This window comes from Trebonia sp., assembly GCF_030042015.1.
Classification (GTDB): domain Bacteria; phylum Actinomycetota; class Actinomycetes; order Streptosporangiales; family Streptosporangiaceae; genus Trebonia.
Genome location: NZ_JASIAL010000058.1, coordinates 1 through 15,645 on the forward strand (window position 1 = coordinate 1; position 15,645 = coordinate 15,645).

The window sequence follows — 15,645 nt, forward strand, 5'->3', positions numbered from 1 at the left end:
GCCGGCCTGGTGAGCGCCGGCGCGGCAGGCCGCGGCGCGGCCGGCGGCGGCACCGCATGACGATCTCGGTCGCGGTCGCCGACGACCAGGCACTGGTGCGCGTGGGGTTCTGCGGGATCATCGCCGCGACGCCGGGGTTCGCCGTCGTCGGCCAGGCCGCCAACGGCGCAGAAGCCGTCGAGGTCGCCCGGGCCGCCAAACCGGATGTCGTTCTCATGGACGTGCGGATGCCAGTGCTCGACGGCATCGAGGCCACCCGCCAGATCACCGCCGCGGCGGAGTCGGCGGGCGTGCGCGTGGTCATCCTGACGACCTTCGACCTCGACGAGTACGTATTCGCGGCGCTGCGCGCCGGAGCGAGCGGATTCCTGCTCAAGGACACGCTTCCTGCCGACCTGCTGACGGCCATCCGGGTCGTCGCGGGCGGCGAGGCGCTGCTCGCGCCGAGCATCACCCGCCGCCTGATCAGCGAGTTCATCAGCACGCCAGCGTCGGCCCTGGCCGCCGGGACGAGAATCGGGGCAGGCACGGCGACCGCGGCGGGCATGGCCGCCACGCCCGCGCTGCGGGCTGGCCAGGTCACCCAGCTGCTCACCGAGCGCGAGTGCGAAGTGCTCCGGCTCGTGGCCACCGGCCTGTCGAACGCGGAGATAGCCGACCGGCTGATCATCTCCCCCGCCACCGCCAAGACGCACGTGGCGCACCTGCTCACCAAGCTCGGCGCCAGGGACCGGGTGCAGCTGGTGATCATCGCCTACCAGGCAGGACTCGCGTCCGCGGCGTAACGGGAGAGCGTGCCGGGTATGTCATGCATTGTCGCGGACCGGACTGGCCGGGCCGACCCCGGAGGTGACCGATGACGCACACCATCCAGCTGGACGAGAACGTCGTGCGGGACGCGGTGGGGGCGCTCGCCGCGACGCTCGGGGACGACAACGTGATCACGTCCCCGGGCGAGCTGCTCGACTACCGCGACCCCTACGACTACAAGGGCTCCGACGAGCACACAGGCGCGGCCGTGGTGACCCCCGGCTCTGTCGAGGAGGTCCAGGAGATCGTCCGGATCGCCAACGCGTTCCGCGTCCCGCTGTGGACGTTCGGCCAGGGCCGCAACTACGCCTACGGCGGGCCGGCGCCCCGGGTGCGCGGCTCGATCCAGGTCAGCTTCCGCAAGATGAACAGGGTGCTCGAAGTCGACGACGAGCTCGCCTACGCGGTCGTCGAGCCCGGGGTGCGCTTCTACGACCTCTACGACCACCTGCAGGCCGGCGGCTACCGCCTGTGGCCCTCGATCCCCGATCTGGGATGGGGCAGCGTGGTGGGCAACACGCTCGACAGCGGCCGCGGCTACACGAGATACGGCGATCACCCCTTGACGCAGTGCGGCATGGAAGTCGTGCTCGCCAACGGCGAGCTGCTGCGCACCGGCATGGGCGGGATCAGCACGAGCAAGGTCTGGCACCTGTTCCGCGAGTCGTACGGGCCCAACCACGCGGGGCTGTTCTTCCAGTCGAACTTCGGGATCGTCACGAAGATGGGCGTGTGGCTGATGCGGGCGCCCGAGGTGTACGTGTCGGGGTTCGCCACCTGGCGCGACGAGGAGCGCGTGGCCGGCGTCGTCGACGCGCTGCGCGAGCTGATGTTCGAGGGGATCATCACCAACCAGCCGCTCCTCGGGTTCGGCTCTCCCACGGAAAGCGGACGGGACGCGCGCAAGGGCGGCTGGATGGTCCGCTTCGCGCTGTACGGCCGCGAGCCCGTTGTCGAGGCCCAGTACGCGGCGGTGCGCGACGCGCTTGAGCGCGCCGGCGACGTGACGGTCGGCCGCCGCGTCTACCGCGGCGACGAGGAGCGCTCCCGCGCGACGATGCACGACGACAAGGTCCAGGGCGGCGTCCCCGGTCTTGAGCTGCTCGAGATGTTCAAGAAACTCAACGGCGAGGACGCCGGCCACCTGGACCTCTCCGCGCTCGGCCCGCTGACCGGCGCCGACGTTCTCAAGTCGATCCGGCTGCGGCGCGAGCTCTACGCGCGCTACGGCCTGACGTACAGCGCCGGCATCGTGCTGCTGCCGCGATCCGCGCTGAACATCAGCGCGGTCGTGTTCGACACCCGTGATGAGCAGGCCACGCGCGCCGCCTACGCCGCCTATAACGAAATGGCCGCCGAACTCGCCCGGGCCGGCTACCCCGTCTACCGCACGAACATCCAGAGCATGGACGTCGTCGCCGACCTGTTCGACTTCGGTGACCACGCGCAGCGGCGGCTCAACGAACGGCTGAAGGACGTGCTCGATCCCAACGGCATTCTGTCGCCGGGCAAGCAGGGTATCTGGCCGCGGCACATGCGCTAAGCCACGCGCCGGGCGGCTGCCATTGCGCCGTTAGGCGATGACCGGAAAACCACGGGCACGAACAATCGCCCACGGCCTATTCGAGTTTTCACGGCTCCGGAATTGACAAGGCCGCGCACGCACCCCATTCTTGGGACGGGGCATCAGGTGGGGGATTTACGCACACCCGGATGCAGGCTAAGCGGCAGTTGCCTGCGCGGGTTTTCTTCGGCCCGATGCCACGTCTTGATGGCATGTGCTGTCATCGCCCGACGCGAGGGGGATTTAATGGCGGGCTCGCCTGGTGGGACGGGATCCGTCGGGCCGTCTGACGCTGGCCAGGCAACTGCCCAGACACATCCGGCGACCGAAGCCGCGCCGACGCACCCGCCGACGCACCCCCCGACGCAAGTCCTCAGGTACGGTCCCGGTGTTCCCGCGGCCAAGACGCCGGAGGTCCCCGGAGCGCCAGGGGCGCCAGGGGTGCCCGGGGCGCCGGGGACCTTGATCCAGGCTCAGACGACCGCCGGGCTCGGCGGCGCCGGCCGCCCCCAGGAGATCGTCAGGCGCGGGCCTGGGGTCCCGGCCGCCGCGCCTTCGACCGTCTCCGCGCCCCAGGCCGGGCCGACGGCCGAGCAGGTCTGGCGCGCCGGGCTGCCGGCCGGCCCGCCCCGGCAGCGGCGCCGGCTGTTCCGCCGGGCGCGCACGGCACTCAGCGTCGCCTTGCTGATCGCTTCCGTCGTGGTGATTTACCTGCGGCTGCACCACGGGCCGTTCGGGGTGACCGGGGTAGCCATCACCCAGGAGACGAAAAACGGGTGCGCGGTGGACGTGACGGGGCGGATCACCACGACAGGCGCGGCCGGGATCGTCTCTTACCAGTGGGTGTTCAAGCCGCAGGCGGGGGCCCCGCAGCCGCAGAACCAGTCGGTCGCGTCCGGGCAGTCCGCGGTGTACGTGACCGCCGCGGTCGAGGGCGAGGGCCACGGCAGCATCGCGCAGACGGTCACCTTGCAGGTCCTGGGTCCCGGGCGGGCAAGCGCCTCGGCCAACGTGATCGTGAGCTGCTGACGGCGGGCGCGGAGAGGCGGGCCTCGTGACCGACTGGGCTGTTCCCGGGTACACCGCGCTGAAGCCGCTGGGCTCGGGCGGGTTCGGTACCGTGATGCTGGCCAGGCATGACGCCACGGGCACGCCCGTGGCGATCAAGTACCTGCACCCGCAGATGCTTGCCGACCCGCACACGGCGCAGCTGTTCCGCGCCGAGGCGATCGTGCTCAGCTCGCTGGATGACCCCTACGTGGTCCGGCTGTATGAGTACGTCGAATCGCCGGCGGGCGCGGCCATCGTCATGGAGCTCATCGACGGCACCTCGCTGCGGGAGATCTTGACACGCCAGGGCAGGACCACGCCGGAGGCGGCCCTGGTGGTGCTGCTCGGCTCGCTGCTCGGCCTGGCGGCGGCGCACGCGCGCGGGGTGGTGCACCGGGATTACAAGCCAGAGAACGTGCTGGTCAACGGGTACGGCGCGAGCAAGCTGACCGATTTCGGCATCGCGGCGCGGGCCGGGACACCGGGGACTGCGGCCGGCACGCTGGCCTACGCGCCGCCCGAGCAGTTCGACGGCGCCCCGGCCACCCCGGCCAGCGACGTCTACGCGGCCACCGCCACCTTCTACGAGTGCCTGGCCGGCCATCCGCCGTTCACCGGGCAGACCCTGCAGACGCTGATGTACCAGCATCGCACCGAGCCGGTGCCGATGGAGCCGGTGCCCGAGCCGCTGCGGTCGCTGGTGGCCCGCGGGATGGCCAAGAACCCCGCCTACCGGCCCGCCGACGCCGGCGCCCTCGCCACCGATCTCCGCACCGCTGCCGCGGGGGCGTACGGCCGGGACTGGCAGCTTCACGGCCGAACCAACCTCGGCGAGGCGGCGCTGCTCCTCGCCGCCCTGTGGCCGTCCGGGGGCGCCGGGATCCCCGCGCTGCACGGCTTCACCGCCGAGCAGGTCCGCCTGCAGGGCCAGAACGCACCACAAACCGGGGGGGACCGCCCCCAGCAGGCTCGGGAAGCCCGGAACTCCCAGCGGGGCGGGCAGGGCCGGGAGACCCGCGCCGAGCAACACCAGTGGCACCTGCGGCATATTTTGCATCTTGAGCATCTCGCTCATCTGCGATACCTCAGGTCGCTGGGCACCGTCCTCACGGTGGCCGCCGCGGCCGCAGTCGTGGCGGCCGGCGTGACCTTCGCCGTCACCGGCCATTCACCGAGCCCGCCCGGCCCGGCGGGTTCGGCCGGCCAGTCGGCGAGTCACTCCGCGGTCTCCGTCCACCCGGTCTCGCTTCAGCCGTCGGTCGCGCCTGGGGATTATCCGGTCAACCGCGTGATCACGGACGACAGTCCCTGGACCCTGACCCTGGCCAGTATCGACGTGCTCGCCTCCGGCGAGGCCGAGTTCATCGTCGAGTACACCAATACCGGTTCGACGGCCGGCCAGCTGACGTGCTCGGGCGTCACCGGTGCGGACTTGGAGACGGTGACCTTCGGCAACGGCCAGACGATTTCGTCGATTGCCACGTTCTGCTCACAGCACCCGAACGCGATCAATTACGATGTCGGAGCGGGTCAGTCCAGCATGAGCTACGCGATATTCCCTGATGCCGGCAAGCTGACTCAGCCATTCACGCTGAGCTGGGGCTCAGGAGGAGATCTGGCCGGCGAACTCAGCGGCCTCAAGCTCCCCTAGCGGACAGGTGGCCCGTCCGCACAGTCCGCTGGCGCGGGGCGCGAAGTCAGGCCTCCGTTCGGGATAATAATTCTTTTCCTGCTCAGTGGCTGAAGTGGCCCCTGTAGTACTCGAAGACGAACCCGATCGTCGAGAACACCACGAACAGCAGGCCGATCAGGACCAGCCACCACCCGAACGCGAAGCCGAGCGCGGTCACCGCGGCGGACAGGCCAAGGAACAGCGGCCACCAGCTGTGCGGGCTGAAGAAGCCGACCTCGCCGGTGCCCTCGGCGATCTCGCCTTCCGGGTTGTCCTCCGGTCGCGGCGGCAGCCGGCGGCCGGTGAACAGCACGTAGAACCCGGCCAGGATGGCCAGGCCGACCGCGAGGGCGAGCGCGGTCGTCCCTGTCGGGTCGTACGAGGTGTACCAGTAGACCACGTCGGCGCCGATGAAGAAGATGCCGCACCCGAGGAAAAGCCAGCCTTCGACCCTCATGTCGCCGCCCCCCTACTTCTTCGCTGCGCTGATCGCGGGGATTTGCTGTTCGAGGCCCATGGACTCGCGGCCCGCCTTGATGTGCGGGTAGTGCGCCTCGAACGCAGGCCGCTCGGACCGGATGCGGGGGATGCGGTAGAAGTTGTGCCGCGGCGGCGGGCACGAGGTGGCCCACTCAAGTGAGCTGCAGTAGCCCCACGGGTCTTCCTCCGTCACCCGCTCGCCGAACCGCGCGGTGACGTACACGTTCCAGATGAACATCAGCACCGACAGCGCGAGGACCCACGACCCGACGGTGGAGATGATGTTCAGCGTCGTCACGTTCCCCGGCAGGAACGGGTAGTTCGCCGTGCGGCGGACCTGGCCCTCGACGCCCGTCCAGTGCTGGACGAGGAACGTCATGTTGAAGCCGATGAACAAGAACCAGAACTGGACCTTGCCGAGCTTGCTGTTGAGCATCTTGCCGGTCATCTTCGGCCACCAGAAGTACAGCCCGGCGAACATCTCGAACATCACGGTCCCGGCGAGCACGTAGTGGAAGTGCGCCACCACGAAATAGGAGTCCGAAACCGCGAAGTCCAGCGGCGGGGAGGCCAGGATGATGCCGGTGATGCCGCCGAACAGGAACACGATCAGGAAGCCGATCGTGTACAGCATCGGCGGCTCGAACGAGAGCTGGCCGCGCCAGATCGTGCCCGCCCAGTTGAAGAACTTCACCCCGGTGGGCACCGCGATCAGGAACGTCATGAACGAGAAGAACGGCAGCAGGACCGCGCCGGTGGTGAACATGTGGTGCGCCCACACGGTCATCGACAGGCCGGCGATCGCGATCGTCGCGGCGATCAGCGTCTTGTAGCCGAACAGCGGCTTGCGCGCGAACACCGGCAGGATCTCCGTGGCTATGCCGAAGAACGGCAGCGCGAGGATGTAGACCTCGGGATGGCCGAAGAACCAGAACAGGTTCTGCCACAAGATCGCGCCGCCGCTGTTGGCGGCGAACACCTGCGCGCCCAGCCGCCGGTCGATCTCGAGCACGAGCAGCGCGGCCGCGAGCACGGGGAAGGCCAGCAGGATCAGCATGGAGGTCAGGAGCGCGTTCCACGTGAAGATCGGCATCCGGAACATCGTCATGCCGGGTGCCCGCATGCAGAAGATCGTCGTGACGAAGTTCACTCCGCCCAGGATCGTGCCGAACCCGGACAGCACCAGGCCCATGATCCACATGTCGGCGCCGACGCCGGGCGAGTACGTCGCGCTGGTCAGCGGCGAGTACGCGTACCAGCCGAACGAGGCGGAGCCGCCGGGCGCCAGGAAGCTGGCCAGCAGGATCAGCCCGCCGAAGGTGAACAGGTAGTAGCTGAGCAGGTTCAGCCGCGGGAACGCCACGTCGGGCGAGCCGATCTGCAGCGGTATCAGCTCGTTCGCGAATCCCACGAACAGCGGGGTCGCGAACAGCAGCAGCATGATCGTGCCGTGCATGGTGAACAGCTCGTTGTACTGCTGGTCCGATACCACGGTGTTCGTCGGGCCCATGAGCTGGATCCGCATCAGCAGCGCCATGACGCCGGCGGCCAGGAAGAAGATGAACGACGTGATCAGGTACAGGTGGCCGATGATCTTGTGGTCGGTGGACGAGAGCCAGCCCGCGAGGACCGAGCCCTTGCGCTCGGTCTTCCGCGCCCGGGCCACCGCGCGGGCCGCCTCCCGCTGGTCAAGCGTCGTCACTGGGTGCTCCCTGCAGATGTGTTCTGAATCGCCTTCTCGTGGGTGATCCACTGCTTGAATTGCGCAGGAGTCACGATGTTCACGGTGAACAGCATCCTGCTGTGGTAAACGCCGCAGAGCTCGCTGCAGTGACCGGTGAACGTGCCGGTCTGCGTCGCGGTGATCTGGAAGTGGTTCGGGTGGCCGGGGATGACGTCCCGCTTGAACAGGAACTGCGGCACCCAGAAGGCGTGGACCACGTCGGTCGAGGTCAGGTTGAACCTGATGACCTCCCCGACCGGGATCTCAAGCACCGGCAGCGGGCCGAAGCCCCACATGTAACCGTCGCTGGTGACGTCGTACTGCGGGTAGTTGAACTCCCAGCTCCACTGGAAGCCGATCACGTTCACCGTGACGGCCGGCTTGGCGGACAGCGAGTCGATGTAGTTCTCGTCCTTTGCGGTGTAGTAGAAGAGCACCGCGATGAGGACGAACGGCACGACCGTGTAGAGGATCTCGATCGGCATGTTGTAGCGGACCTGCGGCGGTAGCTTGTCGCCGCGCTTGCGGTGGAAGATGACCGCCCAGAGGATCAGCCCCCACACCACGCAGCCGACGAGCAGCCCGGCGATCCACGACCCCTGCCACAGGCTGAGCGTCACCTTGCCCTGCTCGGTGACGGGATTCGGGAAGCCGAGGCGGGTGAGCGTGTCGTTCGCGCATCCCGTGAGGGCGAGCAGGAGGACGACAAGCACGCCAGCGCGCACCGCGTTGGCCCGGCGGCCACGGCGGCGCGCGGCGGTGCCGCGCGCGCCCGGCGCGCCCTGCCGGCGGAACAGAGTCAAGTGAGCGCCCCTTCCCTTCCCACCTGTTGGCACAGACCAGCCGGCCCGGTGGCTCACGCCAGCCAGTGCTTGCCTGCCGGCACAAACCAGCCAGTGCTTACCTGTGGCATGTTGGCACGGACTAGCCGGCCAACAGCGCCGGCACCCACGGTCTTGGGGCCGGTCCGCGTTCTTCTACAGCGTGTCGTGGAAACAGTATCGCGCGCCTTCGCGGCGCCGTAGGGGACCCCCGGCGTTCCGCGCCATGTGGGTGGTTTGGCGACACGCCGCAGTCAGCTGGCTTCTTTGCGTATTACTCGCGTAGTCACCGGCGGCCAGGGCAGTATTGGGGACGTGGACGTGATCGCGTGAACCGTAACTGGTTCGGCCTTATTGTCCCCGGGGGACGACCCCCCGGGGACCCCCCGCACGGGGGGACTGCCCGTCCCCCCGTGCCCCCCTGGGCGGCGACGCCGGAACCACCGGTGCTGACGATCGACGCCCTGGGCCGCAAGTGCCCGATCCCGATCATCATGCTGGCCGAGCAGATCCGCGACGTGCCCATCGGGGCGGTGATCGCGGTGCTCGCCGACGACCCGGCCGCATACAGCGACGTCCCGGCCTGGTGCGGGATGAAGTCGCATGAGTTCGTGTACCGCGACGAACTGGAGTCAGGCTGGGCGTTCGGCATCCGCCGCCGCTACTGACCCGGCTACGTCTCGCGCCTCACTTGAAGCGCTCGGTGAACCGGGGATCGCTCTCCCACCAGGGGCGGTCGTCATCGGCGGTGTCCGCCGGCTCGCCGCCCGCGACCGGGCTTACGCTGGCGGCTTCCGTCGCGGCTTCCCCAGCTGCCCTGGCTTCGCTGGCGGCTTCCTTCGCGTCGAGTTCGGCGTCGACCTCGGCCGCCTCGGCCTGATCCTCGCGCATCATCTGGATCAGCTGCACGCCAAGGAACGGCAGCCCTACGAGGTCGCCGAGGATCCAGATGATCCCGCCGCCGAGGACCTGGCTGGTGGCCAGGCTGGGGCCCCACGGGTACCCGACCGCGTGGTAGTAAGGGGCGGCGATCACGTTGGTGTCCGCGATCACCGCGATGCCGAAGAACGCGTCGCCGACCACCTCGGCGGCGGTGATCCACATCCCGACCCCGTACGGGTACTGCCTGGGTACCGGGTCGACCCGCAGCAGCGTCCAGAAGAACACGTACCCCGGCACCATCAGCACGAGGTAGGTAAGCTCGCGCGTCGTCCCGCTGTGGAAGACCGCCGTGTACCAGGACGTGAAGTACATCGTCATCGGCACGGCGACCAGCGCCAGCGTGGTGATCGCGGGGAACGTCACGACGACGGCGGCGCGGCTGCGCACGATCTTGCCGACCCGCCGCCCGGCGGCGGGGTACGCGGCACCGAGCAGCGTGAGCGGCTTGCCCATGGCCAGGAACAGCGGCACAAGCAGCACCAGGAGCACGGTCTGCGTGGCCCGGGCGTAGAACAGCACCCCCTGGTACGCGCCGATCCAGGACATCGTGGCCAGCACCAGCGCGCCAAGGCCGATCCCGCAGAATGCCACCGCCCGCCCGGTCGCCCAGCTGCCGCCGCCGCGGCGGACCCGCCAGACTCCCGCGAGGTAGCATGCGCCGAGCACGACGACGAGCGCGATCATCGGCACGTCGGCGGTCCACTGGGTGAATGCGCGCCCGAGCGTCAGCTGTGGCGGTCCATGGTATCCCGATGCGAGCGCGCCCATGCGGCTACGCTACCGCTCCGCGGGACCACCCGCTCCGCGAGGCCGGCGCAGCCGACTGCCGGTCACGCCTGTCATCCCGGCCGCCCACCGCCCTGCGGGACGGGTGGGACAGAAGGGAAAACCGTGGCGGCTGGCTAGGCGACCAGGTGGGCGGCGATTTCCTTCGCGGCCTCGTCGCCGTACGCGACGGCGGCGCGCTCGGTCAGCGGGCCAGGCTTGAGGTCGTACTCCTGCGGGCCGATCGTCTCCAGGACGTGGACGGCCATCAGGTTGCCGAGCTGGATAGCGCGCTCGGTGGACAAGCCCCAGGCCGTCGCGGCGAGGAAGCCGGAGCGGAACGCGTCGCCCGCGCCGGTCGGCTCGACGAACTTCGCGTCAGGGACCGGGCCGACGACGACCGGCGGCGCCCCCTGCCGTTCCACCCGGGCGCCGGCCGAGCCGAGCGTGATGACCCGCGTGCCCACGCGCTCCAGGATGTCGGCGTTGCTCCAGCCGGTCTTGGATTCGATGACCGCTTCCTCGTACTCGTTGCAGAACAGGTAGGCCGCGCCGTCGATGAGCGGGCGCATCGACTCGCCGTCGAGGAAGGCGACCTGCTGGGAGAAGTCCGCGGCGAACGGGACGCCCGCGGCGCGGCAGTCGGCGGTGAACCGCTGCATCGCGGCCGGGTCGCCCGCGCCGATCAGCACCAGCTCGACGTCATGCGCGGCGGCGAAGGAGGCGATGTCGATCGAGCTGTCCTCGCTCATCGCGCCGGGGTAGAACGACGCGATCTGGTTTCCCTCGGTGTCGTTCGTGGCGGTGAAGCGGGCGGTGTGCCGCGTCGCCGACGTCTGCACCCCGGAGGTGTCGACGCCGTGCGCCTCCAGCCAGGCGCGGTATTCGGCGAAGTCCGCGCCTACGCTGCCGACAAGCAGCGGCTTAAGCCCCAGGCAGCCAAGGCCGAACGAGATGTTGCCCGCGACGCCGCCGCGCCTGATCTCCAGGTCGCCGACGAGGAACGACACCGACACCTTGTCCAGCTTTTCAGCGATCAGCGTGTCGGTGAACTTGCCAGAGAACATCATCAGGTGGTCGGTCGCGATCGACCCGGTGACGGCTATGCGCATTGAGCGAGGTTACCGCGCGCGGCGTGCGTCAGTGGAAGGAATCGCCGCAGGCGCAGGAGCCCGTCGCGTTCGGGTTGTCGATCGTGAAGCCCTGCTTCTCGATGGTGTCCACGAAGTCGATGGTCGCGCCGGTCAGGTAGGGGGCGCTCATCTTGTCGGTGACCACCTCGACGCCGCTGAACTCCGCCACGATGTCGCCGTCGAACGAGCGCTCGTCGAAGTACAGCTGGTAACGCAGTCCGGAGCATCCGCCCGGCTGCACGGCGACGCGCAGCCGCAGGTCATCCCGGCCCTCCTGGCTCAGCAGCGCGCCGACCTTGACGGCGGCGGCGTCGGTGAGGATGACGCCCTCGCGCGTCGCTTCGTCCTGAACGGTCATCTGTGACTTGCTCCCGTCTCGGTTCTGCCGCCCGCGCGGCACTGTCGTTCCTCATCAACCATATGCCCGGGCCCGGCATTCCGCACGACCGCCCCTAGATGCCGGGCGCTCCCCACACAGGGAACCACTTGGTCAGGTCGGGCTCGATCTTCAGGTCATCGCCGAGCACGCCCTTCATCTGCAGCTCCAGCGCGTTGTCGCGGTGCTCCCCCGACAGCGGCGCGAACGGGTAGAACGTGCCCCGCTTGTACAGGTACACCAGCGCGAGCCTGCGTTCGGCGCTGTCCCTGAAGGCCACGAGCGTGCACAGGAGCTGCGGGCCGAAGCCGTTGTCCACCAGCGCGCTGTTCACCGCGTGCAGGTCGGTGACCAGCGCGTCCAGCTCGTCGGACATGTGCGAGCTGACCAGCCAGGTGAACCCGTAGGAGTCCCGGCTCACCTCCACGGGCAAGCCGCCGCCCGGCTTTCCCGTGTCCATGTTGAGCAGGTCCCGCACGTCGTCCTGGATGTCGGAGAACGTCTTGCCCTCGACCGACCGGAAGCACACCGAACCCGACCCGGTGGGCGTGAACCCGGTCGCCGCCTGCAGCGTGATCGCCGCGGACGGGAGCGCGAACAGGTCGTCCAGCTTCGGCTGGACCGGTTTGGTCCGGCCGAGCAGGACGTCGAGGAAGCCCATTAGCGGGGGGCCGCCTGGCCAAGCTGGCGCTGGATCTTCTCGAGCTCCGCGAGCCGGCGCTCAAGCGACGGGTGCGTGGAGAAGATCGCGGCCAGGCTCGGCCCGCCACCGCCGCCGGCACCGCCGCCGCGGGTGAGCTTCATCGCTGGGGCGAAGTAGAACGCGTTCAGCGGCTCGGCGGAGCGCAGGTCCTGCGTCGGGATGCGCGCCATCCCGTTGCTCACCTTGACCAGCGCGCTCGCCAGCGCGCTCGGCTGGCCGGTCAGCAGCGCTCCGCTGCGGTCCGCGGACAGCTCGCGGTACCGGGACAGCAGCCGGATCAGCAGGAAGCTGATCGCGTACACCACCGCCGACACCAGCATGATCGCCAAGAGGATCGGCAGCGCGCTCTGGTTGTTGCTCCTGCGGCCGCCGCCGAACAGTTCCGAGTAGAACGCGAACCGCACGAGCAGGCCGGCCACGATGGCCAGCAGCGACGCGTAGGTCATCACCTGGACGTCCTTGTGCGCCACGTGCGACAGCTCGTGCGCGAGCACGCCCTCGAGCTCCTCGTTGGTCAGCCCGCCGTGCAGCAGCCCCTCGGTGACGCACAGCACCGCATGCTTGCTGTTGCGCCCGGTCGCGAACGCGTTGGGCATCCGGGTGGGGGCGATCGCCACCCGCGGCTTGTCCATGTTCGCGAGCGCGCACAGCCGGTCCACGATGCCGTGCAGCTCCGGCGCTTCCTGCGGGGAGACCTCCCTGGCCCCTGCCGCGGCCAGCGCGATCTTGTCAGAGTAGAAAAGCGATATGAACGCGGCGCCGCCGCCGAAGATGAGGGCGATGACCACGATCGCGGCGCCAGAAGCGTGCACCGCGGCCATGATGCCGATGATGAGGGCGACGAACGCGACGAACACCAGCCCGAGGAGGAACATCGTCAACGTCATACGGACGGTCAGACCCCGGTCAGGCGCATACCTCGTACGCGCCATTTGGCACCTCCGATCGCGCCAGGCTCCGCGTCCTGTCTGTCGCGTGCCTGGCTCCACAAGCAAATCTACCCGTACAACGCCCAACGCAGGCTGAACGCTTCCGCTAAGTCCGCCCAGAGCGACGTGTGTCCGCTCACAGCGGATTTTCCGCGGGCAGGCCGGCTATGACAGGGCGGCTACGGCTGGCCGACCGAGTCGCCAGGGATCCTTCCGTCGGCCAGCAGCTGGCGCACCTCGGCGATCGTGGCGTCCGAGAACGGCAAGATGACGTCCGCCGTCACGAACGTGTCGTCAGGCACCCGCGCCCCCGATTCGCGCACGAGGTGGACCGACGCGTCGAGCGCCGCCTTGAACGCGGGCTCGTCGCCCTTCTCGACGGCCGCGTCCAGTGCCGCATCCAGCGTGGACAGCTTGGCTGCCACGTCGTCGTCGACCAGGAACTGGCCTTCGCCCAGAATCCGCACTATCACGACCCGTCACCTGCCTGCGGCTGCTCGGCCGTCTGCGGCTCCGCTGTTCCCGTGCCGTCCGCGGCGCCCGGGCCCCCGTTGGAATTGGCCTCGATCTGCCGGGGCGCGTTCGCCGATAGCTCGCCCTTCATCCTGGCCAGCTCGGCATCGATGTCCGACCCGGCCCCGATACGGTCGAGTTCCATCTGGATAGCGTCCTGCGTCCCGCCGACGTGGTCTTCGAGCGCCCCAGAGGCGAGCAGCTCGTCGATCGCGCCGGCCCGCGCCTGCATCTGCGCCGTCTTGTCCTCGGCGCGCTGGATCGCCAGCCCGACATCGCCCATTTCCTCGGAAATTCCGGAAAAGGCCTCATTGATACGCGTTTGCGCCTCGGCGGCGGTGTATGTCGCCTTGATGGTCTCCTTCTTCGTGCGGAAGGCGTCCACCTTGGCCTGCAGCCGCTGCGACGCGAGGGTCAGCTTCTCTTCCTGCTCCTGCAGTTGTGCGTACTGGCCCTGCAGGTCGTTGAGCTGCCCCTGCAGGCTGGCCTTGTTCTGCAGGGCGGCGCGCGCCAGGTCCTCGCGGCCCTTGCTCAGCGCGTCGCGCGCCTGGCCGTCCCGGCGGTCGACCTCCTTCTGCAGCGAGTTCATCTGGAGCTCGACCCGCTTGCGCGAGGTGGCCACGTCCGCGACCCCGCGCCTGACCCGGGTCAGCATCTCGACCTGCTGCTGGTACGAATAGTCCAGGGTCTCGCGAGGGTCTTCCATCCGGTCCAGCGCCTTGTTGGCCTTGGCCCGGAATATCAGCGAGACTCGCTTCATCACGCTCATAGACGCGGCCGTCCCCTTCATCAAGCTGTGCGCCGCCCCGGGCGGCACGGCGCCGTCGGCGGCAGCGTATTGCCGCCTGCTCATCGCAATCAACCCTACGCGCTACCGCGCGTGGTTAGCCACTTATCTACCCCGGCCACGATCACCCGCAGGAGGTTTTAAGCTATGCCCGTGTTCCGACGCAGCAGCGCCGGGGCGACCGACGGCAAGGCCCAGGATTCCCCGGGCGCGACCAGCCAGGAAGCCCCGGCCAAGACCAGGCCGCCCGCCGAGACGGGCAAGGGCCGGCCCACGCCCAAGCGCAGTGAGGCCGAGCGCACGAGGTACCAGTCCATCACCGGGTCCACCACGAGCGGGCGCGGTCCGAGCACGGGCACCGCGCCCAAGCGCAAGGCCACGCCGGAGGAGAAGACCAGGGCGCGGACCGAACGCGACCGGCGGATGAACGCCATGCGGCGCGGGGAGGAGTGGGCCCTTGGCCCGCGCGACCGCGGCCCCATCCGCAAGCTGGCCCGCGACTACGTGGACGCGCACAGGCGGCCAAGCGAGTACTACATGTACGTGCTGCTCGTGCTGCTGGTCGCGCTGCTGTCGCGCAACAAAGTGCTCAATGACTACGTCTCGCCGTTCGTGCTTGTGCTCATCGCGGTCGTCGCCGTCGACGCGTTCGTGATCCGCCGTGCGCTGCACAAGCTGGCCGCCGAGCGGTTCCCTAACGAGTCCACCCGCGGCATGACGACGTACGCGGTGATGCGCGCTCTGCAGATCCGCCGGTTCCGCATGCCCGCACCCAGGCTCAAGCCGGGCGACCCGTTCTAGCCGGGCGGCGGAGCCGCCCGGCTAGTGAGCCGACCGTGAGTGCTGCGGTCACCACGTGAGCCGTCTTCGGTCACAGAAGGTGCCAGCCGTGGCCGCTGGCCCCTCTGCGGCGCAGGGCAGGTCACGGGTCAACCCCGCCAGCGGCGGCCACATAGCCGACATTCCCCCGTCCAGCGGTGAACCACCCCCCGGAAACCGCCCATGGACCATGATCACGGGTCAAACGGGACCACCCGTGGCCACCTCCGGCCCATGATCATGAACCGCACACCCCGGGCGGGCACGCCAGCAGCACGGGCAGCAGGGGACGGCGGGGGTCACGGCCGGGCACGGATCCGGCTCATCCGCGGGTACCCGCGCCGGGCAGCCGCGACCGCTGCGATCGCTGCGCGCAGATGCCTGAGCCAAGCGTCATCTGCCATCCCCGGGGCAGTTAATTCAGGCATCCCGCCGGGCGCGCGACGCGGGCGGCGCAGGGTACACGCGGGGCCCGGCGGCGGGGGAAACCGCAGTGCGGCCCGGGCACCCGATGCGCCCGGTGTGCCCGGGGCAGCCGGGACAGCGCGGGGCCGGAGC

Annotated in this window: 16 protein-coding genes; 6 read left to right on the forward strand and 10 right to left on the reverse strand. The window is 69.3% G+C overall.

Going from position 1 to position 15,645, the window contains the following annotated elements; translation table 11 throughout:
* Positions 1-56: 56 nt before the first annotated feature.
* The 4 genes from Q1N79_RS02785 to Q1N79_RS02800 all read left to right on the forward strand — a co-directional run bounded on the left by Q1N79_RS02785 (position 57) and on the right by Q1N79_RS02800 (position 5,075).
* Positions 57-785 carry a response regulator transcription factor gene (locus Q1N79_RS02785; RefSeq protein ID WP_300603909.1) on the forward strand — a complete coding sequence of 243 codons (729 nt, stop codon included), beginning with the start codon at positions 57-59 and terminating at the stop codon, positions 783-785.
* 71 nt (positions 786-856) lie between these two features.
* On the forward strand, positions 857-2,353 hold the full coding sequence (locus tag Q1N79_RS02790; RefSeq protein WP_300603874.1) for an FAD-binding oxidoreductase: 1,497 nt from the start codon (positions 857-859) through the stop codon (positions 2,351-2,353).
* A 483-nt stretch (positions 2,354-2,836) separates the two neighbouring features.
* Entirely contained in the window at positions 2,837-3,403 is a 567-nt protein-coding gene (locus Q1N79_RS02795) for a hypothetical protein (RefSeq protein ID WP_300603877.1), read from the forward strand.
* A 25-nt stretch (positions 3,404-3,428) separates the two neighbouring features.
* A complete protein-coding gene (locus Q1N79_RS02800; RefSeq protein WP_300603880.1) occupies positions 3,429-5,075 on the forward strand; it encodes a serine/threonine-protein kinase in 1,647 nt (548 codons plus the stop codon).
* A gap of 82 nt (positions 5,076-5,157) precedes the next feature.
* On the opposite strand, the gene Q1N79_RS02805 is transcribed toward Q1N79_RS02800, so the two are convergent.
* Genes Q1N79_RS02805 through coxB form a run of 3 tightly spaced genes read right to left on the reverse strand, consistent with a single transcriptional unit; the run spans position 5,158 to position 8,102 of the window.
* Positions 5,158-5,553, reverse strand: a complete 396-nt coding sequence (locus tag Q1N79_RS02805; protein ID WP_300603883.1) for a cytochrome c oxidase subunit 4 — start codon at positions 5,551-5,553, stop codon at positions 5,158-5,160.
* A gap of 12 nt (positions 5,554-5,565) precedes the next feature.
* The gene (ctaD, locus tag Q1N79_RS02810; protein WP_300603912.1) at positions 5,566-7,242 is read right to left on the reverse strand and encodes a cytochrome c oxidase subunit I; all 1,677 of its coding nucleotides are present in this window, start codon (positions 7,240-7,242) and stop codon (positions 5,566-5,568) included.
* 32 nt (positions 7,243-7,274) lie between these two features.
* On the reverse strand, positions 7,275-8,102 hold the full coding sequence (gene coxB / locus Q1N79_RS02815; RefSeq protein WP_300603885.1) for a cytochrome c oxidase subunit II: 828 nt from the start codon (positions 8,100-8,102) through the stop codon (positions 7,275-7,277).
* Between the two features lie 464 nt (positions 8,103-8,566).
* Here coxB and Q1N79_RS02820 point away from each other — a divergent pair, with 464 nt between their 5' ends.
* A complete protein-coding gene (locus Q1N79_RS02820) occupies positions 8,567-8,788 on the forward strand; it encodes a sulfurtransferase TusA family protein (protein WP_300603887.1) in 222 nt (73 codons plus the stop codon).
* A gap of 19 nt (positions 8,789-8,807) precedes the next feature.
* On the opposite strand, the gene Q1N79_RS02825 is transcribed toward Q1N79_RS02820, so the two are convergent.
* From Q1N79_RS02825 to Q1N79_RS02855, 7 genes are all read right to left on the reverse strand, one after another.
* Positions 8,808-9,830: a cytochrome c oxidase assembly protein gene (locus Q1N79_RS02825; RefSeq protein ID WP_300603890.1), complete on the reverse strand. Its 1,023-nt coding sequence runs from the start codon at positions 9,828-9,830 to the stop codon at positions 8,808-8,810.
* A 134-nt stretch (positions 9,831-9,964) separates the two neighbouring features.
* The gene (locus Q1N79_RS02830) at positions 9,965-10,939 is read right to left on the reverse strand and encodes a carbohydrate kinase family protein (RefSeq protein WP_300603892.1); all 975 of its coding nucleotides are present in this window, start codon (positions 10,937-10,939) and stop codon (positions 9,965-9,967) included.
* 28 nt (positions 10,940-10,967) lie between these two features.
* A complete protein-coding gene (locus Q1N79_RS02835) occupies positions 10,968-11,318 on the reverse strand; it encodes an iron-sulfur cluster assembly accessory protein (protein ID WP_300603894.1) in 351 nt (116 codons plus the stop codon).
* A 94-nt stretch (positions 11,319-11,412) separates the two neighbouring features.
* Positions 11,413-11,997: a hypothetical protein gene (locus Q1N79_RS02840; RefSeq protein WP_300603897.1), complete on the reverse strand. Its 585-nt coding sequence runs from the start codon at positions 11,995-11,997 to the stop codon at positions 11,413-11,415.
* Positions 11,997-12,971 (reverse strand): zinc metalloprotease HtpX, encoded by a 975-nt coding sequence (gene htpX / locus Q1N79_RS02845; protein WP_300603899.1) that lies wholly within the window; start codon positions 12,969-12,971, stop codon positions 11,997-11,999. Before htpX ends, Q1N79_RS02840 begins: the two co-directional genes overlap by 1 nt.
* A gap of 176 nt (positions 12,972-13,147) precedes the next feature.
* Positions 13,148-13,441: a hypothetical protein gene (locus tag Q1N79_RS02850; protein WP_300603902.1), complete on the reverse strand. Its 294-nt coding sequence runs from the start codon at positions 13,439-13,441 to the stop codon at positions 13,148-13,150.
* Complete coding sequence (locus tag Q1N79_RS02855; RefSeq protein WP_300603904.1) at positions 13,438-14,250, reverse strand: PspA/IM30 family protein; 813 nt, start codon at positions 14,248-14,250, stop codon at positions 13,438-13,440. Before Q1N79_RS02855 ends, Q1N79_RS02850 begins: the two co-directional genes overlap by 4 nt.
* A gap of 171 nt (positions 14,251-14,421) precedes the next feature.
* Here Q1N79_RS02855 and Q1N79_RS02860 point away from each other — a divergent pair, with 171 nt between their 5' ends.
* The gene (locus Q1N79_RS02860; protein WP_300603907.1) at positions 14,422-15,069 is read left to right on the forward strand and encodes a DUF3043 domain-containing protein; all 648 of its coding nucleotides are present in this window, start codon (positions 14,422-14,424) and stop codon (positions 15,067-15,069) included.
* Positions 15,070-15,645 lie beyond the last annotated feature (576 nt).

What these genes read in the sequence shown, in the direction of transcription:
- Q1N79_RS02840 (WP_300603897.1), bottom strand. Translation starts at nt 11,997, where the DNA reads ATGGGCTTCCTCGACGTCCTGCTCGGCCGGACCAAACCGGTCCAGCCG.
- Q1N79_RS02790 (WP_300603874.1), top strand. Translation starts at nt 857, where the DNA reads ATGACGCACACCATCCAGCTGGACGAGAACGTCGTGCGGGACGCGGTG.
- Q1N79_RS02825 (WP_300603890.1), bottom strand. Translation starts at nt 9,830, where the DNA reads ATGGGCGCGCTCGCATCGGGATACCATGGACCGCCACAGCTGACGCTC.
- Q1N79_RS02855 (WP_300603904.1), bottom strand. Translation starts at nt 14,250, where the DNA reads ATGAGCGTGATGAAGCGAGTCTCGCTGATATTCCGGGCCAAGGCCAAC.
- Q1N79_RS02835 (WP_300603894.1), bottom strand. Translation starts at nt 11,318, where the DNA reads ATGACCGTTCAGGACGAAGCGACGCGCGAGGGCGTCATCCTCACCGAC.
- Q1N79_RS02785 (WP_300603909.1), top strand. Translation starts at nt 57, where the DNA reads ATGACGATCTCGGTCGCGGTCGCCGACGACCAGGCACTGGTGCGCGTG.
- Q1N79_RS02805 (WP_300603883.1), bottom strand. Translation starts at nt 5,553, where the DNA reads ATGAGGGTCGAAGGCTGGCTTTTCCTCGGGTGCGGCATCTTCTTCATC.
- Q1N79_RS02830 (WP_300603892.1), bottom strand. Translation starts at nt 10,939, where the DNA reads ATGCGCATAGCCGTCACCGGGTCGATCGCGACCGACCACCTGATGATG.
- htpX (WP_300603899.1), bottom strand. Translation starts at nt 12,971, where the DNA reads ATGGCGCGTACGAGGTATGCGCCTGACCGGGGTCTGACCGTCCGTATG.